The following is a 24,022-nucleotide window of genomic DNA, read 5'->3' on the forward strand; positions in this document are numbered from 1 at the left end:
GCGGATCAGAAACGCCAGCCCAGCAGGAGGCAGGTGGCCACCACTGTGGCGGCGACAGCGATCAGAGGCAGGGCGCCCAGCTTGCCCAGCCGCCAGCCGGCAAGGCCCACCGCCACCGCACCCTTGAACAGGGTGTTGAGCGTGACCGGTACGGCCAGCACCAGCGCGGCAGTGCGCGCAGTCAACGTCGCGTCCGGCAGATTACCCATGGTGATGATGGCGGAATCGACATCGACAGTGCCGGAAATCGCCAGAACGGCTGCCAGCCCGCGATCGCCATAGTGGGCCAGAACCCAGTGGGCCGCGACTGTCAGGGCCATGACCATCCCGGTCAGCAGCAGGGCCGGTGCAAGATCGAAGGGATTTTTTACAGTCACTTCGGCAGGCCCCTGCTGGCGGCCCCAACCTGCCCGCTGGAGGAACCACAGGGCGAGCAGAAGACTGACAACGGCTGCTGGTGCGACAATCAGCGCAAAGGGCGCGAGTGCGAAATTGGCCAGCAGGCCCACCAGCAGGACGACGCGCAGGAACATGAAGAAGGACGCTGTGCAGATGGCGGAAGCGAGCAGCATGGGCGCGCCCGATCCATCGCGCATCCGGGTGGCAAGCCCGGCTGTCACGGCGGTGGACGAAACCATGGAGCCCGCTGCGGCAGTGGCCAGCACGCCCCGCGTCGCCCCGAGATATTTGGTCGCGAAGTAGCCGACGAACGAAAAGCCCGAAACCATCACGACCACGGTCCACAACTGACGCGGGTTCCAGGCATGATAGGGGCCATAACCCTTATCCGGCAGCAGCGGCAGGATTACCATCGCAATCAGCGCGAACCGCGCGATTGACAGAACTTCCTGTTCGCTCAGCCGGCTGACCCACCCATGCAATTGCGTGCGCATGGACAGCAGCAGGACCATGATGACCGCGATGATCGTGCCCAGCAGCCATTCACCTGTGCCGGTCAGGAAACCGCAGGCGAGGGTTAGCAGGCCAACCATGGTGCCCGTACCGCTGACATGGTCGCGCCCGGTGTGGCTGGCTCTCGCATAGCCGATCAGCACCAGCAGGGCCGCCGCCGCCAGCAGGACGGTCGCCGGGCCTTGCGCATGGACATAGAGGACTCCGGCGATGCCGCCCGCCAGCCCCATCAGGGCGAAAGTGCGAATGCCGGCGAAGCGTGTGCCTTCCGGTCTTTCGCGCAGGGTCCAGCCGCGCTGCACTCCGACCAGGAGACCAAGCGCAAGGCCCAGTGCGACCCCTACGACATGGTCGAGATTGAGATTGCCGAACATGACGCTCCTGCCGTCGGAAGATATCCCGCTCCCTGCCTCTACCATGCTGCCTTGGGCAAGTACGGATTGCATCGGCTATGGCCTTGAATGGATGCGGCCGGTCCGCCAAAGAATCCCGATCATCGAATGAGGGACTGTCTTATGCGTGGCTTTTCGGTTCTGGCGATTCCGGCGCTTGCTTTCGTGCCGCTGGCGGCAGCGGCAAGCGATTCCGGCCCGGATGAACCTGCCATGGTGGCTCCGGTGCAGGAAACCGCTGCCGTGGATCCGGAGCGGCTGGCCGCCGCGCAGGTGACGGTGGACAGCATTTTTCCTGCAGGCACTTATGCCCGGATCATGCAGAAATCGATGGATGCGATTACCGGGCCGATGGTGGATTCGCTGGGCACGATGCCGGTCCAGCAGATCGCGCTGATGGCCGGCATGCCGGAGGAAGAGGTGGCGAAGCTGGGTGAAGCGACGCTGGCCCAGGTCATGGAGATCTACGATCCGGCCTATCGTGAACGGGTGGAAGTGACCATGCGCGTCATGATGGATAAAATGGGCGGGGTTATGGGCCGGCTTGAACCGGACATGCGGGCCGGGCTCGCTCGTGCCTATGCCAGCCGGTTTAGCGAACGGCAGCTTGCGGAACTGAACGACTTCTTCGCGACACCGACGGGTGCCCTCTATGCGGAACAATCGATGATGATTTTCCTCGATCCGCAGGTGACGGAATCGATGCAGAAGCTGATGCCGGTGTTGATGGAAGAAATGCCCGGTATTCAGGCGGCGGTGATGGATGCGACTGCGAAGCTGCCCGCGCCGCGTTCGTCATGCGATCTCGGTGAGAACGAAAGAGTGCAGCTTGCGGCCTTGCTTGGTCTGCCGGCCATGCCGCCGCAGGATTGCGAAGCGCAAGGGGACTGATTGCGCTAGGTCTGGCGTGACGGCCGCCGCCGCTCCGTGCAACGGCATAGGCGACGCTTCCCTACGGCACGGTTTTGTGCTCCATTCGTTCTCATGCAGGCAAGCCGAATCCCCCTGATTGCGATAGCATGGCGGGCATTCTATCCTGCGTGCGGGTGTGGTGGGATTTGGCATCCAGAACAGTGTCACTTGTGTCACTTTTACTTCCGTAATGGGATTGCCGGGGCTTGAGGGATAACCTGCCTCCTGAGATTTCGAGCTGGTTCGCAGGGCGTAGCTGGCGGGTGCGGAGCCATCAGTTGGCGATGTATGCCGCCGCCGAGGAAGGCCGTCACGCTTTGCTCGTTGCGGACACCGGTGCGGGCAAGACGCTCGCCGGGTTCCTGCCCACGCTGGCCGATTTCTGCCCGTCACAGCTCGGTGGGGCTTCACCGCCGGACGGACTGCACACCCTGTATGTGTCGCCGCTGAAGGCGCTGGCTCATGATGTGCAGCGTAATCTGCTGACGCCGGTGGACGAGATGGGGCTTCCGCTGCGGATTGAAACCAGAAGCGGAGATACCCCGGCAGAGCGCAAGAAGCGCCAGCGCAGCCGCCCGCCCCATGTGTTGCTGACTACGCCGGAAAGCCTGTCGCTGCTGTTGAGCTATCCTGAAAGCGCGGCGCTGTTTTCCACTCTCCGGCGGGTCGTAGTGGATGAGGTGCATGCTTTCGCGACCGGAAAAAGGGGTGATCTGCTGGCGCTGTGTCTGGCGCGCCTGCAAACTTTCGCGCCTGCGATGCAAAGAGTGGCGCTGTCCGCAACGCTCGCCGATCCGGGGGGCTTTCGAAACTGGCTGGCGCCGGGGGGCGATGCCGCATCCGTTTCGCTGATCGAAGGGGAAAAGGGCGCGGAGCCGTCGCTCGAAATTCTCTTGCCGCAAGGCGAAAGTGTTCCCTGGGGCGGCCATGCCGGGCGTTGGGCGATCCCACAACTGATCGAGGAAATCCGGCGCAACCGCACGACGCTGGTCTTTACCAATACGCGCTTTCTCGCGGAATATATCTTTCAGCTCCTGTGGGATGTGAATGACGATAACCTGCCAATCGGTATCCATCACGGTTCTCTGGCGGTGGAGGCGAGGCGCAAGGTCGAAGGGGCGATGGCGCGCGGGGAATTGCGGGCACTGGTCTGCACGGCCAGCCTCGATCTCGGGGTCGATTGGGGCGACGTCGATTGCGTGGTGCAGATGGGGGCGCCGAAGGGTTCGTCGCGCCTGCTGCAGAGGATCGGACGTTCAAACCACCGGCTGGACAAGCCGAGCCGCGCCATTCTCGTGCCCGGAAATCGTTTTGAATTCCTGGAGGCACTGGCAGCCAAGGAGGCGGTGGAAGAGGGGCAGCGGGATGGCGAGGCATTCCGTGCCGGCGGGCTGGACGTGCTGGCCCAGCATGTCATGGCCTGCGCATGTGCTGGCCCGTTCGACGAGATTGCGCTCCTGACGGAAATACGATCGGCCTGGGCCTATCGCTGGGTCGATGAGGCGGTCTGGCGCCGGGTACTCCACTTCGTTGCCACGGGCGGCTACGCGCTCGAATCGTATGACCGCTTCAAGCGGATCGTGCGTGACAGGCAGGGAACATGGCGGCTGACACATCCGGATCATGCCGCGCGGCACCGGATGAACGCGGGAATCATTGTCGATTCGGAAATGTTGCAAGTGCGCTTCCGCAATGGCCGGGCCCTGGGCAAAGTCGAAGAACGCTTCGCTGCAGGGTTGTCGCCCGGTGACACTTTCTTCTTCGCCGGAATGAGCCTGGAGGTCGAACAGCTAAGGGATATGGAGGTCGTCGTTCGTGCGGCCCGGCGTTCGGCCATGATTCCTTCTTACGGTGGCCAACGCCTGCCATTGACCACGCATCTGGCCGAGCGGGTCAGGGGGTTGCTGGTCGACCGGGCCGGCTGGGCGCGCTTTCCCGATGATGTGCGGGAATGGCTGGAGATGCAGGACTGGCGCAGCAAGATGCCCGGTCCGGGGACTTTGCTGGTCGAAAGCTTCCCGCATCAGCGCAAGCATTACACGGTCTATTATACGTTCGAGGGCTGGAACGCGAATCAGTCTCTGGGCATGCTCATTACCCGGCGTATGGAAGATCGGGGTTTGTCACCGGGCGGCTTCGTTGCCAACGACTATGCTTTGGCGGTCTGGGGGCTGCGGCCGGTAGCCGATCCCGCGGCGCTGCTATCGCCCGATATCCTGACTCATGAATTTGTCGAATGGGTACAGGATTCCTACCTCCTGCGGCGCGCCTTTCGGGAAGTCGCAGTGATTGGCGGGCTGGTTGAGCGGCAACATCCAGGCAAACGAAAGAGCGGGCGGCAGGTCACTTTTTCGACCGACCTGATCTACGACGTATTGCGCAAGCACGAACCCGGTCATGTCCTGATCGAGGCGGCCTGGGCGGATGCGCGGGCGCGCATGACCGATGTTGGACGTCTGGCTGATGTTCTGGAACGAGCGGCGGGGCAACTCGTCCATATCCAACTTGATCGGGTGAGCCCGTTGGCAGTGCCGGTCATGGTGATGATCGGACGAGAGTCGGTCCCGCAAGGTTCGGTCGACGAGGACTTGCTGCTTGAAGCGGAATCCCTCGCTGCCACGGCAATGCGGCTGGAGCGGGGCGAAGAACCGGAAGCCGACAATGAAGATGGGGGAGGCTGAAACCTCGCCTGTCGAAGACGAAAAAAGAGGGGCGAATCGCTTCGCCCCTCTTCAATCTGGTTTACCAGCCTGGCCGGTGCCGGAAGTCGATCCTGCCGGATCAGGCTCCGGGCTGCTTGGCGAAAGTGGCGTACCGTTCGTTGCCGACAAAGCCGAACTTGGTGACGCCCGAGCCTTTGATGATATTCAGCACGCGAGCCGAAAGATCATAGCTGGCGTTCGGTTCCGGTTCGAACTGCAATTCGGGTTCCACCTCATAGCTGAGGCTTTCCTTGAGCAGCGTAACCAGCTGACCGTTGGTGATCACGTCACCGTTCCACAGAACCTTGTTGTCCACCGTCAGCGTGACCTTGTTCTTGATCGGCTCGACTGTGACGTCCGGTGGGGTCGGCTGCGGCGAAGGCAGATCGATGTTCACTGCGTGGGTCGCGACCGGGATGGTGATGATGAACATGATGAGGAGCACGAGCATGACGTCGATCAACGGCGTCGTGTTCATCTCCATCATCGGCTCGCCATTGTCGTTACCGCCTGACATTGCCATGGGGAATTACTCCTGAAACTCTCGCGACGCGGCCGTCAACCGTTCGGGTCGACCGGGTTCGAGATGAAGCCGACAGTGGGATAGCCCGCTGCCTGCACGTTGTAGATCGCACCGGCAATGCAGCGCCACGGCGCATTCACGTCGCCGCGAATGTGGACCTGCGGGATGGTTTCGGGATTGGCCATGATGGCGTCAATCCCACCTTCACGCTGCACGATCGCATCGAGACGCTTGAAGGCCTGGTCGTAGAGTTCCTCGGAACTGACCGGCGTGATGTTGTTGAAATAGACGCGGCACTGCCCGTTGCGCGAAGCACCTTCGTATCCCGGATCACCCGCGCTGCGTCCCTGCGTATCAGTGGTCGAAACCGTAAGAAGGAGGTTTTCGACCTTGTCCTGCGATTCAGCGGAGACGAGGATCGGGATGTGCAGTTTCTCGATGGTCTGGATCGCCACCGGGACCGCGATGAGGAAGATGATCAGGAGCACCAGCATCACGTCCACGAGTGGCGTGGTATTGATGTCCGACATCGGGGCATCTTCGCCGCCGCTGCCCATCGAAATGGCCATGGTCGTAATCCTATCCTAAAACTTCGTGTCGTTCGGGGGGGAGAGAGCCTGCATGCCGGTCTCTCCCCGGTCCGATGCGTAAACTGACCTTGGGCCTCAGGCCTTCGGCGCGGCAGCAGCCGGCTTGGCAGCAGCTGCCGGTTTCGCGGCGGGTGCCGCCGACACGTACTGAGGCTTCACCACACCGTTCGACGACAGGTTGGCGAGCACGGAGGTAGCGAAACCTTCGATTTCGCCAGCGATGCGCTTGTTGCGGCTCTGCAGCCAGTTGTAGGCGAGCACGGCCGGAACAGCCACGAGAAGACCCAGAGCGGTCATGATGAGAGCTTCACCAACCGGGCCGGCGACCTTGTCGATCGAGGCCGAACCGGCGAGACCGATGTTGATCAGCGCGCGATAGATACCGACAACGGTACCGAACAGACCGATGAACGGTGCGGTAGCGCCAACGGTGGCGAGGAACGGAAGGCCACCAGCCAGCTTGGCGTTGATGGCGGATTCCGAACGCGCCAGCGAACCGTGCATCCAGTCATGGGCTTCGAGGCTGTCGGTCATCTTCGTGTGCTGTTCTTCAGCGGCCAGCGCGTCATCGACGATCTGGCGATAGGCCGAGTTCTTCTGCAGCTTGGCAGCACCTTCCTTGAGGCTCGGCGCACGCCAGAAGCCGGCGCGGACTTCACGGCCCTGCTTCAGGATTTTCGCCTGTTCAAAGAACTTGGTGAACAGGATGTAAAACGAACCGAACGACATGATGCCGAGGATGATGACGGTCGCGTATGCGACGACGCCGCCCTGTTCCAGGGCTTCCTTGAAGCCGAACTTGTTCTGCGGAGCCGCTTCCGCGGCGGCAGCGAGAATTTCGATAAGCATGCGGGTTGTCCTCTCAAGAAGATACGAATCAAGAAGATACGAAAATCGGGTTGGCTCAAACGCTCCTGCCGGACGCTCCGGCAGGAGCCACAAATCGCGTTATTTCGGAATCTGCCAGCGTACAGCGTTGCTGTAGGATCCCACTGTGGGGTTCCCGTCACCGTCAGTCGCCGGCTTGAACCGTGCACGGCGGGTCACGAGCTTGCAGGTCGCCTCGTCGAGATCGGCATGGCCGCTCGATCCGGTGATCTGACAGCTTTCCACCTTGCCGTCAGTGCCCACCGTGACACTGAAACGGGCAACACCTGCACGTTCGTCACGCATGGCCCGGGTGGGGTAGTCATCAGGCGTAGCCCAGCTACCCGGATTGTTCCGCGGCTGAGGTGCCTTGGGCGTAAACTTCGGCGGCGGCGGCGGCGGCGGAGCCGTCGGCTTTGGCGGAAGAACAGGTGCCGTCTGGATGACAGGCGGTGCCGGCGCGATATTGATAGGCGGCGGCGGCGCCACAACAGGCGGCGGCGGCGGCGCGTCTTTCGGCGGCGGCGGTGGCGGCAGCTCGGGTTCGGGTTCGGGTTCGTCCTCGATATCGATTGTCGTCACGCGTTGCGCGACCTTCTTGACTGCCTCGAAGGCAAGCCCCGTTACGAGGCCATAACCAAGAAGGACGTGGAGTAGGGCAACGACAATCAGCGCAATAACGCGATTACTGCTCGTCGATTGGTCAGCGTAAGCCATTCAGTCGCATCACTCCATTCAGCTCCCCCGGGACGATCCCGGGCCACGCCAGCGACGGGGTCGGCCTCACCGTCTGGCGTAACTATCCAATTTCTACCCTGCCAGTTCGGCCGGATGGCCTCCCGTTGCCTCGATCAAATTTTCCCTCAAGGCGATTTTCGGAGTGAAAGTTTGCTTTCTACCCCGCTTTTTCCGGGCTCTTTAACTGCGAAGTAACGCCTGCGCAAACGCTTTATCGGTTAATCAACGATTCAAGCGCTTGGCATCAATTAATTCCAATGACAGAGGTACGGTCGAAGAATCCAGCGTGCAAAGATAACTGCGGGGGAGCAAGTCCGAAAATGCCTATGCCCACATTTCGCAGCCGAAAAGTCAGGGCGCTCTGCGCCGGATTGGCTCTTTTCGCAGCCGGAGCCCCCATCGGGCATGCCGCTCTCGCGGCCGAGCCATCGGTTTCGTTGACATATGCCGATCTGGCTGACCTGGCCGATCCGGCGCAACTCGTGTTGAGAGTGAAGGTCAGCCGGCAGGCGGTGGTCGAGCCTGAGCGCGCGCCGGGCCTCGCCCCCGGGCATGTGCGCCTCTATGTCACGGCCAAGCCGCTTGAAGCGCTCGCGGGAACCGCACCTGCAGCCAAAGCCGTACATTATCTCGTCGATCTGCCTGTCGGGGTGGACCGCAAGGTGCCGAAGTTGCGCGGCGAATCCGTTATTGTCTTTGCCCGTTCCGTTCCGGGGCGCCCGGACGAACTGCAACTGGTAGCTCCCGATGCCCAGGTAAGGGACGACCCACAAACGGTCGCGCGGTTGACTCCGCTGTTGATCGAATTGGGCTCGCCAGGCGCGCCGCCGCGTATTTCCGGTGTTCGGGACATCCTGTCGGTCGACGGCAATCTCGCCGGAGAATCCGAAACGCAGTTGTTCCTCGATAGCGAAGATGGCCCGGTGCTGGTGTCCGTAGTCCGGCGGCCGAACATGGCTCCGGTCTGGAGCGTTTCGTGGTCTGAACTGGTCGATCAGGCCGGTCGGCCGCCCACGCCGGAAACTCTCCCATGGTATCGGCTGGCGTGCAGCTTGCCCCAAAGCCTCCCGCCAGGCGCGAATCTGGCCAGCGATGCGGGGGATCGGGTTCGTGCCGTTCGGGACTATGCTCTGGTCCGGCAGGAACTCGGGGCATGTCCGCGTAACCGCAATTGATCGGAACGCACGGTTGGCGGCTGCCTTCGCGGCCTCTGGCGTTTATCGTCCGCTTACCCTAGGGCGCTGTGCTTTCGTACCGCGATGCCTGCTGGCAGCGCGGCTGCGGGTATGACAACTGCACTAAGGGGGCATGAATGGCCGAACCGTTGCGAATCGCCCTGGCCGGGCTCGGCACCGTTGGCGCCGGCGTGATTCGCCTGCTGGATGCGAATCGGGAATTGATTGCGAACCGGGCGGGGCGCGACATTGTCGTCGTCGCCGTGAGCGCGCGTGATCGCACCAAGGATCGTGGCGTCGATCTTTCCCCGTTTGCGTGGGAAGACGACATGACCGTGATGGCCGCGCGCGAGGATATCGATGTCGTGGTGGAACTGGTCGGCGGATCGGACGGGCCGGCTCTGACTCTCGCTCGCAATGCGATTCGCGAAGGCAAGGCACTGGTGACGGCGAACAAGGCGATGATCGCGCATCACGGGCTTGCCCTTGCCCGGGATGCCGAGACGTCCGGTGTCGCGTTGAAGTTCGAAGCCGCCGTGGCAGGCGGTATCCCGGTGATCAAGGGGCTGCGCGAAGGGGCGGCCGCCAATGTGATCGAGCGGATCTATGGGATTCTGAACGGCACCTGCAATTATATCCTCTCGACAATGGAAGAGACCGGGCGGGACTTCGGGGATGTGCTCGAAGATGCCCAGCGGCTCGGTTACGCGGAAGCTGATCCGACTTTCGATATCGAAGGCATCGATGCTGCACACAAGCTTTCCATCCTGGCGGCGATCGCTTTCGGTGCCGAACTCGATTTCGCCAATGTCGATACGACCGGCATTGCCACCTTGCGGGCGGCGGACATCGCCCAGGCGGAGGCGCTCGGTTATGTCATTCGCCTGATCGGCATGGCTGAAACCGAAGCCGGGGACGGGGGACGGCCGGCCCTGTTCCAACGTGTGCAGCCCTATCTGGTGCCTTACGGTCACCCGCTCGCTCACGTTGACGGGCCGACGAATGCCGTCGTGACCGAAGGCAATTTCTCGGGCCGCTTGCTGTTCCAGGGGGCAGGAGCCGGTGATGGGCCGACCGCCAGCGCCGTGGTCGCCGACCTGATCGATATTGCCCGCGGCGAGATTGGCGCGCCATTCTCTGTCCCGGTGGCCGATCTGGACAAGCTGGAGCCTGCACAGTCCGGGCACCGCGTGGGGCGCCGCTATATCCGCTTCGCAGTGAACGACCGGCCAGGTGTACTGGCTGAAATCACTGCTGCGATGCGCGATGCGGGCGTATCCATCGAAAGCCTGCTGCAAAAGGGGAGGCCTGAGGAAGGCGGCGAAGTGCTGGTTGCTCTCGTCACTCACGAGGGGCCTGAAAGTTGCGTTACCCGGGCCCTGCACTTGCTCGAAGGATCGCCGAGCCTGACCGCGCCCCCTCTGGTAATGCAGCTCCTCGCAACCTGATTGCAGTACATTCGCATTACGATTGCAGCGATTGCCGCAAATATTGCCCCGCGCGGGGCCAGCGCCTAAGGCCTTCGCGCAAGATGTCATCCAGGATGGGATACTAATGTCCGACAAGACCGCCACCCCCGCCAGCAGTGTTCTCGACCGTGTGCTGGTTCTCGAAATGGTCCGCGTGACCGAAGCCGCCGCGATTTCGGCATCAAAACTGATCGGTCGTGGCGATGAAAAGGCAGCCGATGCCGCTGCTGTGGAGGCGATGCGCAAGGCGTTCGATGAACTCTACATGGACGGCACAGTCGTGATCGGCGAGGGTGAGCGCGATGAGGCGCCGATGCTCTTCATCGGGGAAAAGGTCGGCGGCGCGCCGGGCAAGGGGCCGAAGATCGACATCGCGCTGGATCCGCTCGAAGGTACCACCATCACGGCCAAGGCAGGCCCCAATGCGCTGGCGGTACTGGCCGCAGCCGAGGAAGGCTGCCTGCTCAATGCGCCCGATGTCTACATGGACAAGCTGGCCGTTGGGCCAGGCTATCCCGAAGACATCATCGATCTGGCCAAGACTCCTACGGAAAACGTCAAGGCAGTCGCCGCAGCAAAGGGCGTGGAGCCCAACGAAATCATCGTTTGCGTCCTCGATCGTCCGCGTCATGCGGATCTGATCGCAGAGTTGCGGGAACTGGGCTGCGGTATTCAGCTTATTCCCGACGGCGATGTTGCCGGCGTGATCGCAGTGACCGATCCCGAGACCACGATCGACCTCTATATGGGGCAGGGCGGAGCACCGGAAGGCGTGCTGGCCGCTGCGGCTTTGCGGTGCGTGGGCGGCCAGTTCAATGGCCGGCTCGTGTTCCGCAACGAGAGCGAGAAAGCGCGTGCGCGCAAATGGGGTATCGAGGATCTCGGCCGCATCTACAAGCTGGATGACCTCGCCAAGGGCGATTGCATCTTCGCCGCCACCGGGGTGACGGATGGTTCGTTGCTCAAGGGCGTGAAGCGGCTCAAGGGCGGCCGCATGACGACGGAAAGTGTCGTGATGCGTGCCAGTTCGGGCACCGTACGCTGGGTCCGCGGGGAACATCATTCGAGCTGATGGCCGAACGGCCCGGCGTGGAATACCGCCGACAAATGCCCGGCCTCTCGCCCCGGGCGGTTGCAATCGTCGGATGCTCGGCTAGAGGCGGGCGCATCGACTCACGCCAGTTTTCCAAGGAAGGTACCCCGCGATGAAAATCATGGCCGGCAATTCGAATCTGCCGCTCGCCCGTGCGATTGCCGGTTATCTGGAACTTCCGCTGACCGATGCTGCGGTTCGGCGTTTCGCGGATGACGAAATCTTCGTTGAAATTCATGAGAATGTTCGTGGTGAGGATGTCTTTGTCGTTCAATCGACAAGCTATCCGGCAAACGACAATCTCATGGAATTGTTGATCTGTATCGATGCGCTGAAGCGCGCCTCGGCGAAGCGGATCACGGCCGTGGTGCCTTATTTCGGATATGCCCGGCAGGATCGCAAGCCAGGGCCGCGCACTCCGATTTCGGCCAAGCTGGTTGCGAATCTGATTACGGAAGCCGGTGCGGATCGCGTCCTTTCGGTGGATCTTCACGCAGGCCAGATCCAAGGCTTTTTCGACATCCCGACGGATAATCTTTATGCCGCGCCAGCCATGGCAGCCGACATTCAGGCCCGGTACGGCGACCAGGAACTGATGGTCGTTTCTCCCGACGTCGGCGGCGTCGTGCGTGCTCGTGCGCTGGCCAAGCGGCTGGATAATGCCCCGCTGGCCATCGTCGACAAGCGGCGCGATCGCCCCGGCGAATCGGAAGTGATGAACATCATCGGCGATGTGCAGGGCCGCCACTGCATTCTGATCGACGATATCGTCGATTCGGGCGGCACGTTGTGCAACGCGGCGCAGGCGCTGCTGGACAACGGTGCCAAGAGCGTGGTCGCCTATATCACCCATGGTGTGCTGTCCGGTGCGGCGGTGCAGAAGGTCAACAATTCCGCGCTCAAGGAACTGGTCATCAGCGATACGATTCTCGCGACTGATGCAGCCAAGGAATCGGATCGCATCCGCATCCTTTCCATAGCGACCCTGATTGGCGAGGCAGTGCGTCGGATTGCCGACGAAAGTTCCGTTTCCAGCCTGTTCGATTGAGCGGCGGCCAAGCGTGAAACTCGACGCTGAGATCGCTCTGGCCCTGCGTATGGCGGATGCCGCGCGGGCAGCGATCCGACCGCATTACCGTTCGCAAGTCGTTACCGAACGCAAAGGCGATGCCACGCCGGTAACCCAGGCTGATCGCGAGGCGGAACAGGCAATGCGCCGGCTCCTTGAGGCGGAATTCCCCAACGACGGGGTTGCCGGCGAAGAGTACGGCACCAGCGAAGGTACGTCCGGGCGCCAATGGGTTCTCGATCCGATCGATGGAACGGCGGCGTTTCTTGCCGGTCGGCCGATTTTCGGCACGTTGATCGCGTTGATGGTCGATGGCTTCCCGGTACTGGGGGTGATCGACCAGGCAATCACCGATGAACGCTGGCTGGGCGTCATGGGGCGGCCCACCACGCTCAACGGCGAGCAAGTACAGGCGCGGGCGTGCAAGGAGCTGTCTGCTGCGACACTCGCCACCACCGGCCCGCACTACTTCGATAATCATGACGGCGAACATTTCATGGCGCTTGCGGCCAAGACCGACCATCGCCGGATGGTCATGGGCGGCGATTGCTACAACTATGCAATGCTCGCTACCGGACAGATCGACGTAGTCTGCGAAGCCGGGCTCAAGCTTCACGATTTTGCCGCATTGGTTCCGGTGGTCGAAGGCGCGGGTGGCGTAATGTGCGACTGGGGTGGAGACCCGCTTCATGCGGCTTCCGACGGCCATGTGTTGGCGCTGGGCGATCCGGCTCGTCTCGACGATGTGGTCGAGGCGCTGTCCTGCCGCCATTGAAAGCCGGGGCGGTGAACAGGCCGTTTTTCTTCTACGGGACTCTTCAGCAGGATCTGGCGACAGGAGAGGCTGCGCGACTGGTGGCGGCACTCGGTCCGGGCGTTCCGGCCAGCGTACGGGCCGCGCTTTTTGCAATCGACGATCCGAATGGTTCCTATCCGGTGCTTGTACATGGTGCCGCGCGGCAGGTGAAAGGCAGGCTTGTATTCGGACCCGAGGACCGGCGCTGGCTGGCCCGTATGGATGCCTACGAAGGTGCGGAATATCGTCGCTGCCCCGTGCGTGCGATGACATCCGACGGTAAAATCGTACGGGCAGAGGCTTATATATATACGCGTCGGCGCGGTGCCGGGCTGATACCTGTGCCGCACGGAGACTTCGCGCGCTTCCTTGCCGAAACGGGAAGACGACCCTTGCAGCGGTGAATCGCTTGCCTTTTGTCCGGTCCCACCCTAAAGGCGCGCCCTTCATTGACACGTAATTCGCGGGCCGGCCTGGCTGATAGGGCTGCCAGGGCTGGTCGAACGTGTCCCTGACCAAGGAGATGAAAATGCCCAAGCTCAAGACCAAGAGCGGTGTGAAGAAGCGCTTCAAGCTCACCGCAACCGGCAAGGTAAAGCACGGTGTGGCTGGCAAGCGCCACCGCCTCATCAGCCATAACGGCAAGTATATCCGCCAGAACCGCGGGACCGACGTGATCTCTGACGCCGATGCGAAGACGATCAAAAAGTGGGCGCCCTACGGGCTCAACTGAGACAGGAGTACTAGCCAATGCCCCGTATCAAACGCGGCGTGACCACACGCGCCAAACATAAGCGGCTTCTGGATCAGGCGAAGGGCTATCGCGGCCGTCGCAAGAACACGATCCGTATTGCCCGTCAGGCGGTCGAAAAGGCCGGCCAATACGCCTATCGCGACCGCAAGGTTAAGAAGCGGAATTTCCGGGCCCTGTGGATTCAGCGGATCAATGCGGCCGTCCGGGCCGAAGGCCTGACCTATTCGCAGTTCATCCATGGCGCCAAGCTTGCCGGGATCGAACTGGACCGCAAGGTGATGGCTGATCTCGCCATGAACGAAGGCACTGCTTTCGCGGCGATCATCGCTCAGGCGAAGCAGGCTCTTCCGGCCTGACGTTACCGCCTTCGCTTTTCGCGAAACGGCAATATATTCAGGGGCGTGTGCAGGATGGCTGCGCACGCCCCTTTTACATCCCGCAATCTCACGCTATCGGAGATGAAGCGGGAAGGGGTCGCAAATACAGAACCTTCCTCTGGGGGCATAGGTTTCTGTATGACCATAAGATGCGACATCGATGTCCGCTTCTTTCCACCTCCGTCGGAGTTGGAAGGCTGCTTTTCGACATTCTATCGCGCGACTTTCACCATGCCACCTGGCCAACGGGTGAGGGACTACCTCCAGCCAGAATGGGGCAATATCCGCTTTTTCTGGGGTGACGCGCCTGATGCGCAGGTTGTTGGCGGTTCACGCGTATCGCGGGCACGTTTTACAGCCACGGGCCCAAGTTCGTTGCCGACCGAATTCTATCTCGGCACGACCCGCATGTGGGGTGTCGGGCTGTTCCCGCTCGGCTGGGCCAAGTTCATGCTCACTCCGGCGGCGGAACTGGCCAATGCGCTGGTCGATGGCGATGACCATCCGGCCTACGCTCATTTTGAAGAGCTTTCCGCGAACCTGTTCGATGGGGAGCCGGATGATGAGCGGGAATATCGCCGGATCATCGACTACTTTCTGGAACTGAATCGGCCCCACCCCGATCACGACAGGATTATGGGCGTTCATGCCGCCCTGGTTGATCCTGCTGTTGATAGTGTGTCGGAACTGGCCAGACGGGCGGGATTGAGCCAGCGTACGCTGGAGCGGCTGTGCCACCGGGCGTTCGGCTTTTCGCCCAAGCGCCTGCTCCGCCGCCAGCGATTCATGCGCAGCCTGACCGCGTTCATGCTGGCCAAGGACCGGAACTGGTCGGAGGCCATCGATCCCCATTATCACGATCAGGCTCATTTCGTGCGCGATTTCCGTGCATTCATGACCATGAGCCCGCGGGAATATGCCGCGCTTGAACACCCCATTCTCAATGCCTTCATGCAGGAACGGGCGCGGATATGGGGTTCGCCGGCACAGACGCTGGACAAGCCTGAAAGATAGCCTGGCCACTCGCGAAGCGCCCGTTGCGGATTCGGCTCGCAGGCCCTAGGGACCGCCCGCAATTCTTTAGTCAATCCGCCGAGGAGTATGAGGGTGACAATCGAGACGATGGGCAGCGAGGCGCTGGAGCGCATCGCCGCGGCCGGGGACGCGGCTGCGCTGGAAAGCCTGCGGGTCGAATTCCTCGGCAAGCAGGGCAGCGTTTCCGCTTTGCTCAAGACGCTCGGCAAGATGACGCCGGAAAAGCGGCAGGCCGAAGGTCCGAAGATTCATGCCCTGCGCGAAAGCGTGCAGAATGCGCTGGCAGAGCGCAAGGCCGCGCTGGATGCAGCGGCGCTGGAAGCGCAACTGGCGTCGGAAACGCTCGATCTCACCTTGCCTGCGCCGGAAACGCCGCAAGGTTCGGTTCATCCGGTTTCACAGGTGATGGACGAACTGGCGGAAATCTTCGCCGATATGGGGTTCGCCGTCGCTACCGGGCCGGAAATCGAGGACGATTGGCACAACTTCACCGCGCTCAATATGCCGGAAAGCCATCCTGCCCGCGCTATGCACGATACGTTCTATCTGCCCGATGAAGCACCGGAGAGCGGGCGAATGGTCCTGCGCACGCATACCTCGCCTGTGCAGGTGCGGAGCATGAAGGCGCAAGGTGCGCCTATCCGCATTATTGCGCCTGGTCGCGTTTACCGCTCCGATTCGGACGCGACCCACACGCCGATGTTTCATCAGGTCGAAGGGCTGGTAATCGACAAGGGCATCCATCTGGGCCATCTCAAATGGACACTCGAAACGTTCCTCAAGGCGTTTTTCGAACGTGAGGACATCGTCCTGCGTCTGCGCCCGAGCTATTTCCCCTTCACCGAACCGTCCGTGGAAGTCGATGTCGGTTTCGCAATCGAAGACGGGCCGGACGGCAAGGGGCGCCGCGTCCTGGGTGGCAGCGGCGACGAACCGGGCCATGGCTGGATGGAACTGCTCGGTAGCGGGATGGTGAATCGCCGGGTGATCGAAATGTCAGGTCTCGATCCCGACGAATGCCAGGGTTTCGCTTTCGGTGTCGGTGTCGACCGTCTGGCAATGTTGAAATACGGAATGGATGATTTGCGCGCGTTCTTCGACGGCGATGTACGCTGGCTCAAACACTATGGATTCTCGGCGTTCGACCAGCCGACGCTTTCCGCCGGCGTAGGAGCACGCGCATGAAGTTCTCCCTCACCTGGCTGAAGCAGTATCTCGATACCGAAGCGGACGCGGCGACGATTTCGGCCAAGCTCAACGCCATCGGTATCGAGGTGGAGGGCATTGAAGATCCGGCGGAACGGCTGGCCGGTTTCCGCGTGGCAAAGGTGCTGACCGCCGCCCCGCATCCCGATGCGGACAAATTGCAGGTCCTGAGCGTCGATACCGGCGAGGGGGAGCCGTTGCAGGTCGTTTGCGGCGCACCCAATGCGCGGGCAGGGCTGGTCGGCGTGCTTGGCACGGCAGGCGCGATTGTGCCGGCGAACGGGATGCAGCTACGCAAATCTGCCATTCGCGGCGTCGAATCCAACGGTATGATGTGTTCGACGCGCGAGCTTGAGCTGGGCGACGATCACGACGGGATCATCGAATTGCCTGCGGATGCTCCGGTGGGCACGCCTTTCGCCCGATATCAGGGCGCGTCGCCTGTCTTCGATGTGGCGATCACCCCCAATCGTCCGGATTGTATGGGCGTTTACGGTATCGCTCGCGATCTTGCCGCTGCCGGTCTCGGTACGCTCAAGCCGTTGGGGATCGAAGCGGTGACAGGCAGTTTCCCCTGCCCGGTTGAAATCCGCACGGATGATCCGGAAGGTTGCCCGGCGTTTTTCGGTCGCGTCGTGCGTGGTGTAACCAATGGCGCATCGCCGGACTGGATGCAGGATACGCTGCGTGCCGCGGGGCAGAGGCCGATTTCGGCGCTGGTCGACATCACCAATTATGTGATGCTGGCATTCGGACGCCCGGCCCATGCTTATGACCTTGCCAAGCTCACCGGTGCGGTAATTGCACGCCGGGCGGCAGACGGCGAGGAATTGCTCGCATTGAATGAAAAGACCTACCGGCTGGATCCGACGATGACGGTGATCGCCGACGAAGCCCATGCGCTTGGCCTCGGCGGGATTATGGGCGGCGAAGGCTCGGGCTGTTCCGAAACGACCACCGACGTCCTGCTGGAAATCGCCTACTTCGATCCGGAGCGGATTGGTGCCACCGGGCGGAAGCTGGGGCTTGCGACGGACGCACGCGGCCGGTTCGAACGTGGGGTCGACCCGGCTTTCATGGAAGGCGGGCTGGATGTCCTGACGCAGCTGGTTCTCGAAATCTGTGGTGGGGATGCGTCTGAAGCTGTGCGGGCGGGCGAACCCCCGGTCGCGAAGAAGACCGTTGGCTATGATCCTGCCCTGGCGGAAAGTCTGGGCGGGGTTGCGATCCCTGCAGATGAGCAGAAACGCATCCTTGCCGCACTCGGATTCGAAACCTCTGCCGACTGGCAGGTTTCCGTCCCGACCTGGCGTCCCGATATCGATGGTGCACCCGATATCGTGGAAGAAGTCGTGCGTATCCATGGTCTCGACAATATCGCCAGCGTGGCGCTGCCTCGCATGGATGGCGTGGCTCGTCCGACGGCAACGCCGGAACAGGTGGTCGAACGCCGGGTGCGTCGCGCCGCTGCTGCGCGCGGTCTGAACGAAGCCGTGACCTGGTCATTCCTGCCAGAAGCGCAGGCACAGCATTTTGCGGACGGCAATACAGTCCTCTGGACGTTGGAAAATCCGATCAGCGAAGACATGAAGGCCATGCGTCCTTCGTTATTGCCTGGGTTGCTGGCCGCAGCGAAGCGCAATGCGGATCGTGGGGCGTCTTCGGTTCGGCTCTTCGAAGTCGGGCGGCGCTACCTGCGCGGAGCCAACGGAATGAGCGACGAGCGGCCAACGCTCGGCGTATTGCTTGCAGGTGAAAAAACGGCACGGGGCTGGGCCACTGGCAAGGCCACGGCCTTTGACGCTTACGATGCCAAGGCGGAGGCGGAGGCCTTGCTCCTCGCGGCGGGCGCACCCGTCGGCAACCTCATGGTCATGGGTGAGGCAGGCGATCAGTTTCATCCGGGGCAGTCCGCCACTCTGCGGCTGGGGCCGAAGAACATTCTCGCTCGCTTTGGCGCATTGCATCCTGCGACTCTGGCGGCTTTCGATATCGAAGGGCCGGTGGTGGCCGTCGAGATCTATCTCGACGCGATCCCATCCAGAAAGGGCGGTGGATCATTTGCGCGTACTGTCTATGCGCCGCAGGCATTGCAGTCGGTCAATCGCGATTTCGCCTTCCTGGTCGATACGGACAAGCCTGCTGCAGACGTGCTGCGTGCGGTGCGGAGCGCGGACAAGGCGAACATTGTCGATGCGAGAGTGTTCGACGATTTCCGGGGCCAGGGTGTCCCGGAAGGCAAGAAATCGCTGGCGATCGAAATTACACTGCAACCGGGTGAGAAGAGCTACACGGACGAGGAGATCAAGGCGATCACCGGCAAGGTGGTGGCTGCCGCCGCCAAGCAGGGCGCAGAGCTGCGCGGCTGATTCCAGGTAACATCATGACTTCCAACCGGCGCACTTTCGCAATCATCTCGCACCCCGACGCGGGTAAGACCACGTTGACCGAAAAGCTCCTGCTGCAGGGTGGGGCGATTCACCTTGCCGGGGAAGTGAAGGCCAGGGGGCAGGCGCGGCGGGCGCGTTCCGACTGGATGAAAATCGAGCAACAGCGTGGTATTTCGGTGACCAGTTCGGTCATGACGTTCGAAAAGAACGGGATCACTTTCAACCTGCTCGACACGCCGGGGCACGAGGATTTTTCGGAAGACACGTATCGCACGCTGACGGCGGTGGATTCCGCGGTCATGGTGATCGATGCCGCCAAGGGGATCGAACCGCAGACCCGCAAGCTCTTCGAAGTCTGCCGCTTGCGTTCGGTGCCGATCATCACGTTCGTGAACAAGGTCGACCGCGAAGGCCGCAGTCCGTTTGAAACGCTGGATGAAGTGGCCGATGCGCTCGCTCTCGACGTTTCGCCGCAAAGCTGGCCTGTCGGCATGGGGGGCACATTTCAGGGCATTCTGGATTTCGCGAGTGGCGAAGTGAGCCGCCCGGAAGGTGACAGCAAGGAATTTCTCGGCAAGCGCGAAACCGTCGAACTGCCGCCAGAGATGGCGGAAGAGGCGGAACTGGCGCAGGCCGGCTATCCGGAATTTGACCTTGAGGCTTACCGCCATGGAGACCTCACGCCGGTATTCTTCGGTTCCGCGCTGAAGAATTTCGGTGTCACGGAATTGATCGACGCGATTGCCCGTTTCGCTCCACCGCCACGTCCGCAGCCGAGCGACGAGGGCGAGATTACGCCTGACCGCAACGAAGTGACGGGTTTCATTTTCAAAGTGCAGGCGAACATGGACCCGCAGCATCGCGACCGGATCGCGTTCATGCGGATGGTGTCGGGCACGTTCAAACGCGGCATGAAGCTGACGCCGTCAGGGCATGGCAAGCCGCTGGCCATTCATTCCCCGATCATGTTCTTTGCGCAGGATCGCGAGATTGCCGATACGGCCGAGGCGGGCGATATTATCGGCATTCCCAACCATGGGACCTTGCGTGTCGGCGATACGCTGAGCGAAAAGAATCAGGTGCGATTTACGGGACTGCCCAATTTCGCTCCGGAAATCCTGCGGCGCGTGGCGCTCAAGGACCCGACAAAGACCAAACAGTTGCGCAAGGCGCTGGACGATCTTTCGGAAGAGGGCGTCATTCAGGTCTTTTATCCCGAGATCGGCGGGCAGTGGATTGTCGGTGTGGTCGGCCAGCTTCAGCTCGATGTGCTCGTTTCGCGGCTGGAGGCGGAGTACAAGGTCGAGGCCATGCTGGAAGCGGCCCCGTTCGACACGGCACGCTGGCTCAAGGGTGATGACAGGGCGCTCGATGACTTTGAGCGTTTCAATCGGGCAAACCTGGCCAAGGACCGGGACGGAGACCCGGTTTTTCTTGCCAAATCGGCCTGGGATGTCGGCTATCAGCAGGAAAAGAACCCCGAAATCGCATTCAATGCGACGAAGGAGCGTTGAAGCCGGGCGAAGGTGACCATACCTTCCCACGCGTGGAACTGACATTCGCCAGCTATAACATTCACAAGTCCGTCGGACTCGATGGGCGGCGCGATCCCGAACGTATCCTTGCCATCCTCCATGAACTGGACGCCGATGTAGTGGCCTTGCAAGAGGTCGACCGGCGTTTTGGACAGCGTCCTTCCACTCTGCCGCGGCAACTGCTGGAAGAATGGCATTGGCAGGTCGCGCCCGTTGCTTTGCGGCCCTTGAGTATCGGCTGGCATGGAAATGCCCTGCTCGTTCGCAAGGGGATCGAAATCCTCGGGGCGGAGCCGCTGGTCTTGCCCATGCTCGAACCGCGCGGCGCCGTGCGCGTGGATCTTTCGTTAGACGGCGAACGCTTGCGGGTAGTGGGAATGCATCTCGATCTTTCGGGTCTGCGCCGCCGCCATCAAGTCCAGTCGGTGCTTAAACACCTGGAAGAATGCGACGGCGACAGCCCGGCCGTGCTGATGGGCGATCTCAACGAATGGTCGGTGCGAGGCGGGTGCTTGCGTGAATTCGGCCATGGCTGGCAGGTCCTGGCTCCGGGACGTAGCTTCCCGACCCGCCAGCCGGTCGCTCAGCTTGACCGGATAGTGGCCTCGGCGGACTGGCGGTGCGAGGGGCATGGCGTCCATCACAGCGCGTTGTCGGCTCGGGGATCGGATCACTTGCCGGTGTGGGCGCGACTGGCCCTTTGAGAGCCGATTTCCCGCCTGATCAGGAATCGGGCCCATATCTGCCTAAAAAATAGGCAACTGCTTATGAATCAGGCTGGCCCCATCTCTCCCTGCGTGCATCGAATAGTTAACGAGGCGTAAATCTCGCCGAATCTCTCATTTGGCACGCCCCTTGCTTTACACATTTACGGCCGGTGCTTGTCCGGCAAGTTAGCAGGGGTCAACGATGAAGTTCATCATCGCCATTATCAAACCGTTCAAGCTCGACGAGGTGCGCGAAGCCCTCGGCGCCATTGGCGTTGCGGGCATGACCGTCTCCGAAGTCAAGGGCTTCGGACGCCAGAAAGGACAGACCGAGATTTACCGCGGCGCGGAATATTCGACGAATATGCTGCCCAAGGTGAAGGTTGAAATCGCCGCATCCGATGCGCTCGCCCCGCAGGTCGTGGAAACGATCCAGCAGGCTGCCAGCACGGATTCGATCGGCGACGGCAAGATTTTCGTGCTCGACCTGTCTTCCGTCACTCGCATTCGTACCGGTGAAACCGGTGACACGGCGCTTTGAGCGGCGTCCATTCCGTGAGGGGTAATATTATGATCCGCAAATATCTCTGCGGCGTTGGCGCGCTTGGCGTGTCGATGTTCGCCGCCACCGCAGCCTGGGCGCAAGAGGCGGCTGACGCCGTTTCCGAAACGGTTACCGAAGCCGTCACTTCCGCTCCGGTTGCCGAAGCCGCCGCCGCTGTTCCCAATCCGGGCAACAATGCCTGGATGATGACGGCTACCGTTCTCGTCCTGCTGATGATCCTGCCGGGCCTAGCCCTGTTCTACGGCGGCCTGACCCGTTCCAAGAATATGCTGTCGACCATGACCCAGATCGGCGGTGCCGCTGCACTGGCCATGGTGATCTGGGTTCTGTGGGGCTATTCCACGGCTTTCGGCCCGGAAGGCAATGCCTTCTTCAGCTGGGGCAACCTGTTCCTGTCGGCGACAACGCCTGACAGTACCGCGGCTACCTTCTCCGACGAAGTGATCAGCGAATATGTGTTCATCTGTTTCCAGATGACCTTCGCTGCGATCACTGCGGCCCTTGTGCTTGGCGCGACGGTTGAGCGGATGAAGTTCTCGGCCGTAATGGTGTTCACCGCCATCTGGCTGACAATCGTCTATTTCCCGATCGCTCACATGGTCTGGGCCGGTGGTGGCCTGATCTTCGAATGGGGAGCTCTGGACTTTGCTGGCGGCACCGTGGTTCACATCAACGCTGGTGTCTCGGCTCTCGTCGCGGCCCTGATCCTCGGCAAGCGCAAGGGTTACCCGAGCGAACCGATGCCTCCGCACTCGATGACGCTGACCATGGTCGGCACCGGGCTCCTGTGGGTGGGTTGGTTCGGCTTCAATGCCGGTTCGGAACTCGAAGCCGACGGCGTTGCCGGCCTGGCCATGATCAACACCTTCGTTGCCACCGCGTCCGCTGGTCTCGCCTGGATGCTCGTCGAGCGTCTCGCTGGCCACAAGGCTTCGGCTCTGGGCTTCTGCTCGGGCATCATCGCGGGTCTGGTCGCGGTCACTCCGGCTGCCGGCAACTCCGGCCCGCTCGGTGCACTGGTTCTGGGCGCAGTCGCTTCGCTGATCTGCTACTTCGCAGTTGCCAAGCTCAAGCCTGCCCTCGGTTACGATGACTCGCTGGACGCTTTCGGCATCCACGGCATCGGCGGCATGGTCGGCGCGATCGGCACGGGCATTGTCTGCTCGCCTGCTCTCGGCGGCCCTGGCGGTGACGATTTCATGATCGGCGCCCAGGTCTGGATCCAGATCAAGGCCGTTCTCGTCTCGATTGTCTGGGCCGGTGTCGGCACGGCTATCGCGATCACGATTGCCAAGGTTCTCACCGGGCTGCGTGTCTCTTCCGAAGTCGAAGTCGAAGGTCTCGACATCGGCGAACATGGGGAACGCGCCTACAACTGATCACAAGCTTGGCGGGATCGGGTCTCCTCCTCTCCTCCCCGATCCCGCCTCCAAGCGTTCCTCCTGCGAACGTAACCTTAATGGGCCGGAGCCAGCCGCTCCGGCCCTTTTTTCGTGTTCTGCCAATGCGGCGGGCTTGCCAGCGGACCGAGGGGCAGGCATGCCGAGGGCAGCAAGGGAGGGAGACGCATGAAATTCATCATCGCCATCATCAAGCCGTTCATGCTCGACGAGGTGCGCGAAGCTCTCGGGGCGATCGGGATTGCCGGAATGACCGTATCCGAAGCCAAGGGGTTCGGCCGACAGAAGGGGCAGACGGAAATTTACCGCGGCGCGGAATATTCAACCAACATGTTGCCCAAGGTTCGGATCGAAATCGCCGTTGCAGACGAGATCGCGCCCCAGGTGGTCGAAGTCATACAGCAGGCCGCTAACACCAACAGCATCGGGGACGGTAAGATTTTCGTACTCGATCTGGGTGGGGCAACCCGGATCCGTACAGGTGAAGTAGGCGACATGGCGCTCTGACCGCTTCGAGCACGACGCATTAGGCTGTCGCAGATCGGCGCTGACCGACGAAAGACATGCCGGCGCGATTGCTCTTCGAGATTGCCGCAGTGAAAAAATTCACGTCCAAAACCGCCGAATGCAAATGGACATTGCGGGCTTCAGGGGATATGGCTCAATGGCAAACAGTGCGCAGAGCGCGCAAAACACGCCTGAAAAAGGCGGGTCGCGAGAGTTTTATGCCGCCTTCGGTTGGGCGGGATCTTTTTGCCTTGCCCTTCGTTTGGGGGTTTTGAAGATGAGGGAGCTATTCTGATGAATCGCAACAC

At 61.7% G+C, this 24,022-nt stretch carries 23 protein-coding genes; 18 read left to right on the top strand and 5 right to left on the bottom strand.

Annotated features, from left to right (window positions below):
* Positions 1 to 5 precede the first annotated feature (5 nt).
* Entirely contained in the window at positions 6 to 1,286 is a 1,281-nt protein-coding gene (locus tag MB02_RS09775; protein WP_067536252.1) for an MgtC/SapB family protein, read from the bottom strand.
* 141 nt (positions 1,287 to 1,427) lie between these two features.
* Between MB02_RS09775 and MB02_RS09780 the strand changes: the two genes are divergently transcribed.
* Together MB02_RS09780 and MB02_RS09785 are read left to right on the top strand one after the other, a co-directional pair.
* A complete protein-coding gene (locus MB02_RS09780) occupies positions 1,428 to 2,195 on the top strand; it encodes a DUF2059 domain-containing protein (RefSeq protein ID WP_067536255.1) in 768 nt (255 codons plus the stop codon).
* A 227-nt stretch (positions 2,196 to 2,422) separates the two neighbouring features.
* A complete protein-coding gene (locus MB02_RS09785) occupies positions 2,423 to 4,897 on the top strand; it encodes a ligase-associated DNA damage response DEXH box helicase (RefSeq protein ID WP_067536258.1) in 2,475 nt (824 codons plus the stop codon).
* Positions 4,898 to 4,997: 100 nt separating this feature from the next.
* Here MB02_RS09785 and MB02_RS09790 read toward each other — a convergent pair whose 3' ends face one another.
* The 4 genes from MB02_RS09790 to MB02_RS09805 form a co-directional block, all read right to left on the bottom strand.
* On the bottom strand, positions 4,998 to 5,441 hold the full coding sequence (locus MB02_RS09790; RefSeq protein WP_067536261.1) for an ExbD/TolR family protein: 444 nt from the start codon (positions 5,439 to 5,441) through the stop codon (positions 4,998 to 5,000).
* Between the two features lie 35 nt (positions 5,442 to 5,476).
* Positions 5,477 to 6,010, bottom strand: a complete 534-nt coding sequence (locus tag MB02_RS09795) for an ExbD/TolR family protein (RefSeq protein WP_170304685.1) — start codon at positions 6,008 to 6,010, stop codon at positions 5,477 to 5,479.
* A gap of 96 nt (positions 6,011 to 6,106) precedes the next feature.
* On the bottom strand, positions 6,107 to 6,880 hold the full coding sequence (locus MB02_RS09800; RefSeq protein WP_067536265.1) for a MotA/TolQ/ExbB proton channel family protein: 774 nt from the start codon (positions 6,878 to 6,880) through the stop codon (positions 6,107 to 6,109).
* Positions 6,881 to 6,979: 99 nt separating this feature from the next.
* Entirely contained in the window at positions 6,980 to 7,615 is a 636-nt protein-coding gene (locus tag MB02_RS09805; RefSeq protein WP_067536268.1) for an energy transducer TonB, read from the bottom strand.
* 341 nt (positions 7,616 to 7,956) lie between these two features.
* Between MB02_RS09805 and MB02_RS09810 the strand changes: the two genes are divergently transcribed.
* The 16 genes from MB02_RS09810 to MB02_RS09885 all read left to right on the top strand — a co-directional run bounded on the left by MB02_RS09810 (position 7,957) and on the right by MB02_RS09885 (position 23,714).
* On the top strand, positions 7,957 to 8,811 hold the full coding sequence (locus tag MB02_RS09810) for a hypothetical protein (RefSeq protein WP_235829474.1): 855 nt from the start codon (positions 7,957 to 7,959) through the stop codon (positions 8,809 to 8,811).
* Positions 8,812 to 8,948: 137 nt separating this feature from the next.
* On the top strand, positions 8,949 to 10,259 hold the full coding sequence (locus MB02_RS09815; RefSeq protein WP_067536274.1) for a homoserine dehydrogenase: 1,311 nt from the start codon (positions 8,949 to 8,951) through the stop codon (positions 10,257 to 10,259).
* Between the two features lie 106 nt (positions 10,260 to 10,365).
* On the top strand, positions 10,366 to 11,352 hold the full coding sequence (glpX, locus tag MB02_RS09820) for a class II fructose-bisphosphatase (protein ID WP_067536277.1): 987 nt from the start codon (positions 10,366 to 10,368) through the stop codon (positions 11,350 to 11,352).
* Between the two features lie 133 nt (positions 11,353 to 11,485).
* Positions 11,486 to 12,421, top strand: coding sequence for a ribose-phosphate pyrophosphokinase (locus MB02_RS09825; RefSeq protein ID WP_067536280.1), 936 nt, complete (start codon positions 11,486 to 11,488; stop codon positions 12,419 to 12,421).
* A 13-nt stretch (positions 12,422 to 12,434) separates the two neighbouring features.
* Positions 12,435 to 13,217, top strand: coding sequence for a histidinol-phosphatase (gene hisN / locus MB02_RS09830; RefSeq protein ID WP_067536283.1), 783 nt, complete (start codon positions 12,435 to 12,437; stop codon positions 13,215 to 13,217).
* An 11-nt stretch (positions 13,218 to 13,228) separates the two neighbouring features.
* A complete protein-coding gene (locus tag MB02_RS09835; protein WP_170304686.1) occupies positions 13,229 to 13,642 on the top strand; it encodes a gamma-glutamylcyclotransferase family protein in 414 nt (137 codons plus the stop codon).
* Between the two features lie 125 nt (positions 13,643 to 13,767).
* The gene (gene rpmI / locus MB02_RS09840) at positions 13,768 to 13,971 is read left to right on the top strand and encodes a 50S ribosomal protein L35 (RefSeq protein ID WP_067536462.1); all 204 of its coding nucleotides are present in this window, start codon (positions 13,768 to 13,770) and stop codon (positions 13,969 to 13,971) included.
* A gap of 17 nt (positions 13,972 to 13,988) precedes the next feature.
* Complete coding sequence (rplT, locus tag MB02_RS09845) at positions 13,989 to 14,348, top strand: 50S ribosomal protein L20 (RefSeq protein WP_067536289.1); 360 nt, start codon at positions 13,989 to 13,991, stop codon at positions 14,346 to 14,348.
* A 159-nt stretch (positions 14,349 to 14,507) separates the two neighbouring features.
* Complete coding sequence (locus MB02_RS09850) at positions 14,508 to 15,383, top strand: helix-turn-helix domain-containing protein (RefSeq protein ID WP_067536465.1); 876 nt, start codon at positions 14,508 to 14,510, stop codon at positions 15,381 to 15,383.
* A gap of 108 nt (positions 15,384 to 15,491) precedes the next feature.
* Entirely contained in the window at positions 15,492 to 16,589 is a 1,098-nt protein-coding gene (pheS, locus tag MB02_RS09855; protein WP_156495475.1) for a phenylalanine--tRNA ligase subunit alpha, read from the top strand.
* Complete coding sequence (pheT, locus tag MB02_RS09860; RefSeq protein ID WP_067536295.1) at positions 16,586 to 18,979, top strand: phenylalanine--tRNA ligase subunit beta; 2,394 nt, start codon at positions 16,586 to 16,588, stop codon at positions 18,977 to 18,979. The genes pheS and pheT overlap by 4 nt, the downstream gene beginning before the upstream one ends.
* Before the next feature lie 14 nt (positions 18,980 to 18,993).
* Complete coding sequence (locus tag MB02_RS09865) at positions 18,994 to 20,514, top strand: peptide chain release factor 3 (RefSeq protein ID WP_067536298.1); 1,521 nt, start codon at positions 18,994 to 18,996, stop codon at positions 20,512 to 20,514.
* Positions 20,515 to 20,546: 32 nt separating this feature from the next.
* Positions 20,547 to 21,239 (top strand): endonuclease/exonuclease/phosphatase family protein, encoded by a 693-nt coding sequence (locus MB02_RS09870; RefSeq protein WP_067536467.1) that lies wholly within the window; start codon positions 20,547 to 20,549, stop codon positions 21,237 to 21,239.
* 205 nt (positions 21,240 to 21,444) lie between these two features.
* Positions 21,445 to 21,783 carry a P-II family nitrogen regulator gene (locus MB02_RS09875; protein WP_067536301.1) on the top strand — a complete coding sequence of 113 codons (339 nt, stop codon included), beginning with the start codon at positions 21,445 to 21,447 and terminating at the stop codon, positions 21,781 to 21,783.
* Between the two features lie 29 nt (positions 21,784 to 21,812).
* On the top strand, positions 21,813 to 23,186 hold the full coding sequence (locus MB02_RS09880) for an ammonium transporter (protein ID WP_067536304.1): 1,374 nt from the start codon (positions 21,813 to 21,815) through the stop codon (positions 23,184 to 23,186).
* A 189-nt stretch (positions 23,187 to 23,375) separates the two neighbouring features.
* Complete coding sequence (locus MB02_RS09885) at positions 23,376 to 23,714, top strand: P-II family nitrogen regulator (RefSeq protein WP_067536308.1); 339 nt, start codon at positions 23,376 to 23,378, stop codon at positions 23,712 to 23,714.
* Positions 23,715 to 24,022 lie beyond the last annotated feature (308 nt).

The sequence above is a fragment of the Croceicoccus estronivorus genome (assembly GCF_001625325.1).
In the GTDB taxonomy this organism is placed as follows: Bacteria; Pseudomonadota; Alphaproteobacteria; order Sphingomonadales; family Sphingomonadaceae; genus Caenibius; species Caenibius estronivorus.

What these genes read in the sequence shown, in the direction of transcription:
- MB02_RS09790 (WP_067536261.1), bottom strand. Translation starts at nt 5,441, where the DNA reads ATGGCAATGTCAGGCGGTAACGACAATGGCGAGCCGATGATGGAGATG.
- MB02_RS09880 (WP_067536304.1), top strand. Translation starts at nt 21,813, where the DNA reads ATGATCCGCAAATATCTCTGCGGCGTTGGCGCGCTTGGCGTGTCGATG.
- pheS (WP_156495475.1), top strand. Translation starts at nt 15,492, where the DNA reads ATGGGCAGCGAGGCGCTGGAGCGCATCGCCGCGGCCGGGGACGCGGCT.
- rplT (WP_067536289.1), top strand. Translation starts at nt 13,989, where the DNA reads ATGCCCCGTATCAAACGCGGCGTGACCACACGCGCCAAACATAAGCGG.
- MB02_RS09780 (WP_067536255.1), top strand. Translation starts at nt 1,428, where the DNA reads ATGCGTGGCTTTTCGGTTCTGGCGATTCCGGCGCTTGCTTTCGTGCCG.
- glpX (WP_067536277.1), top strand. Translation starts at nt 10,366, where the DNA reads ATGTCCGACAAGACCGCCACCCCCGCCAGCAGTGTTCTCGACCGTGTG.
- pheT (WP_067536295.1), top strand. Translation starts at nt 16,586, where the DNA reads ATGAAGTTCTCCCTCACCTGGCTGAAGCAGTATCTCGATACCGAAGCG.
- MB02_RS09850 (WP_067536465.1), top strand. Translation starts at nt 14,508, where the DNA reads ATGACCATAAGATGCGACATCGATGTCCGCTTCTTTCCACCTCCGTCG.
- MB02_RS09775 (WP_067536252.1), bottom strand. Translation starts at nt 1,286, where the DNA reads ATGTTCGGCAATCTCAATCTCGACCATGTCGTAGGGGTCGCACTGGGC.
- MB02_RS09805 (WP_067536268.1), bottom strand. Translation starts at nt 7,615, where the DNA reads ATGGCTTACGCTGACCAATCGACGAGCAGTAATCGCGTTATTGCGCTG.
- MB02_RS09885 (WP_067536308.1), top strand. Translation starts at nt 23,376, where the DNA reads ATGAAATTCATCATCGCCATCATCAAGCCGTTCATGCTCGACGAGGTG.
- MB02_RS09825 (WP_067536280.1), top strand. Translation starts at nt 11,486, where the DNA reads ATGAAAATCATGGCCGGCAATTCGAATCTGCCGCTCGCCCGTGCGATT.
- rpmI (WP_067536462.1), top strand. Translation starts at nt 13,768, where the DNA reads ATGCCCAAGCTCAAGACCAAGAGCGGTGTGAAGAAGCGCTTCAAGCTC.
- MB02_RS09810 (WP_235829474.1), top strand. Translation starts at nt 7,957, where the DNA reads ATGCCTATGCCCACATTTCGCAGCCGAAAAGTCAGGGCGCTCTGCGCC.
- MB02_RS09865 (WP_067536298.1), top strand. Translation starts at nt 18,994, where the DNA reads ATGACTTCCAACCGGCGCACTTTCGCAATCATCTCGCACCCCGACGCG.
- MB02_RS09815 (WP_067536274.1), top strand. Translation starts at nt 8,949, where the DNA reads ATGGCCGAACCGTTGCGAATCGCCCTGGCCGGGCTCGGCACCGTTGGC.
- MB02_RS09795 (WP_170304685.1), bottom strand. Translation starts at nt 6,010, where the DNA reads ATGGCCATTTCGATGGGCAGCGGCGGCGAAGATGCCCCGATGTCGGAC.
- MB02_RS09875 (WP_067536301.1), top strand. Translation starts at nt 21,445, where the DNA reads ATGAAGTTCATCATCGCCATTATCAAACCGTTCAAGCTCGACGAGGTG.
- MB02_RS09800 (WP_067536265.1), bottom strand. Translation starts at nt 6,880, where the DNA reads ATGCTTATCGAAATTCTCGCTGCCGCCGCGGAAGCGGCTCCGCAGAAC.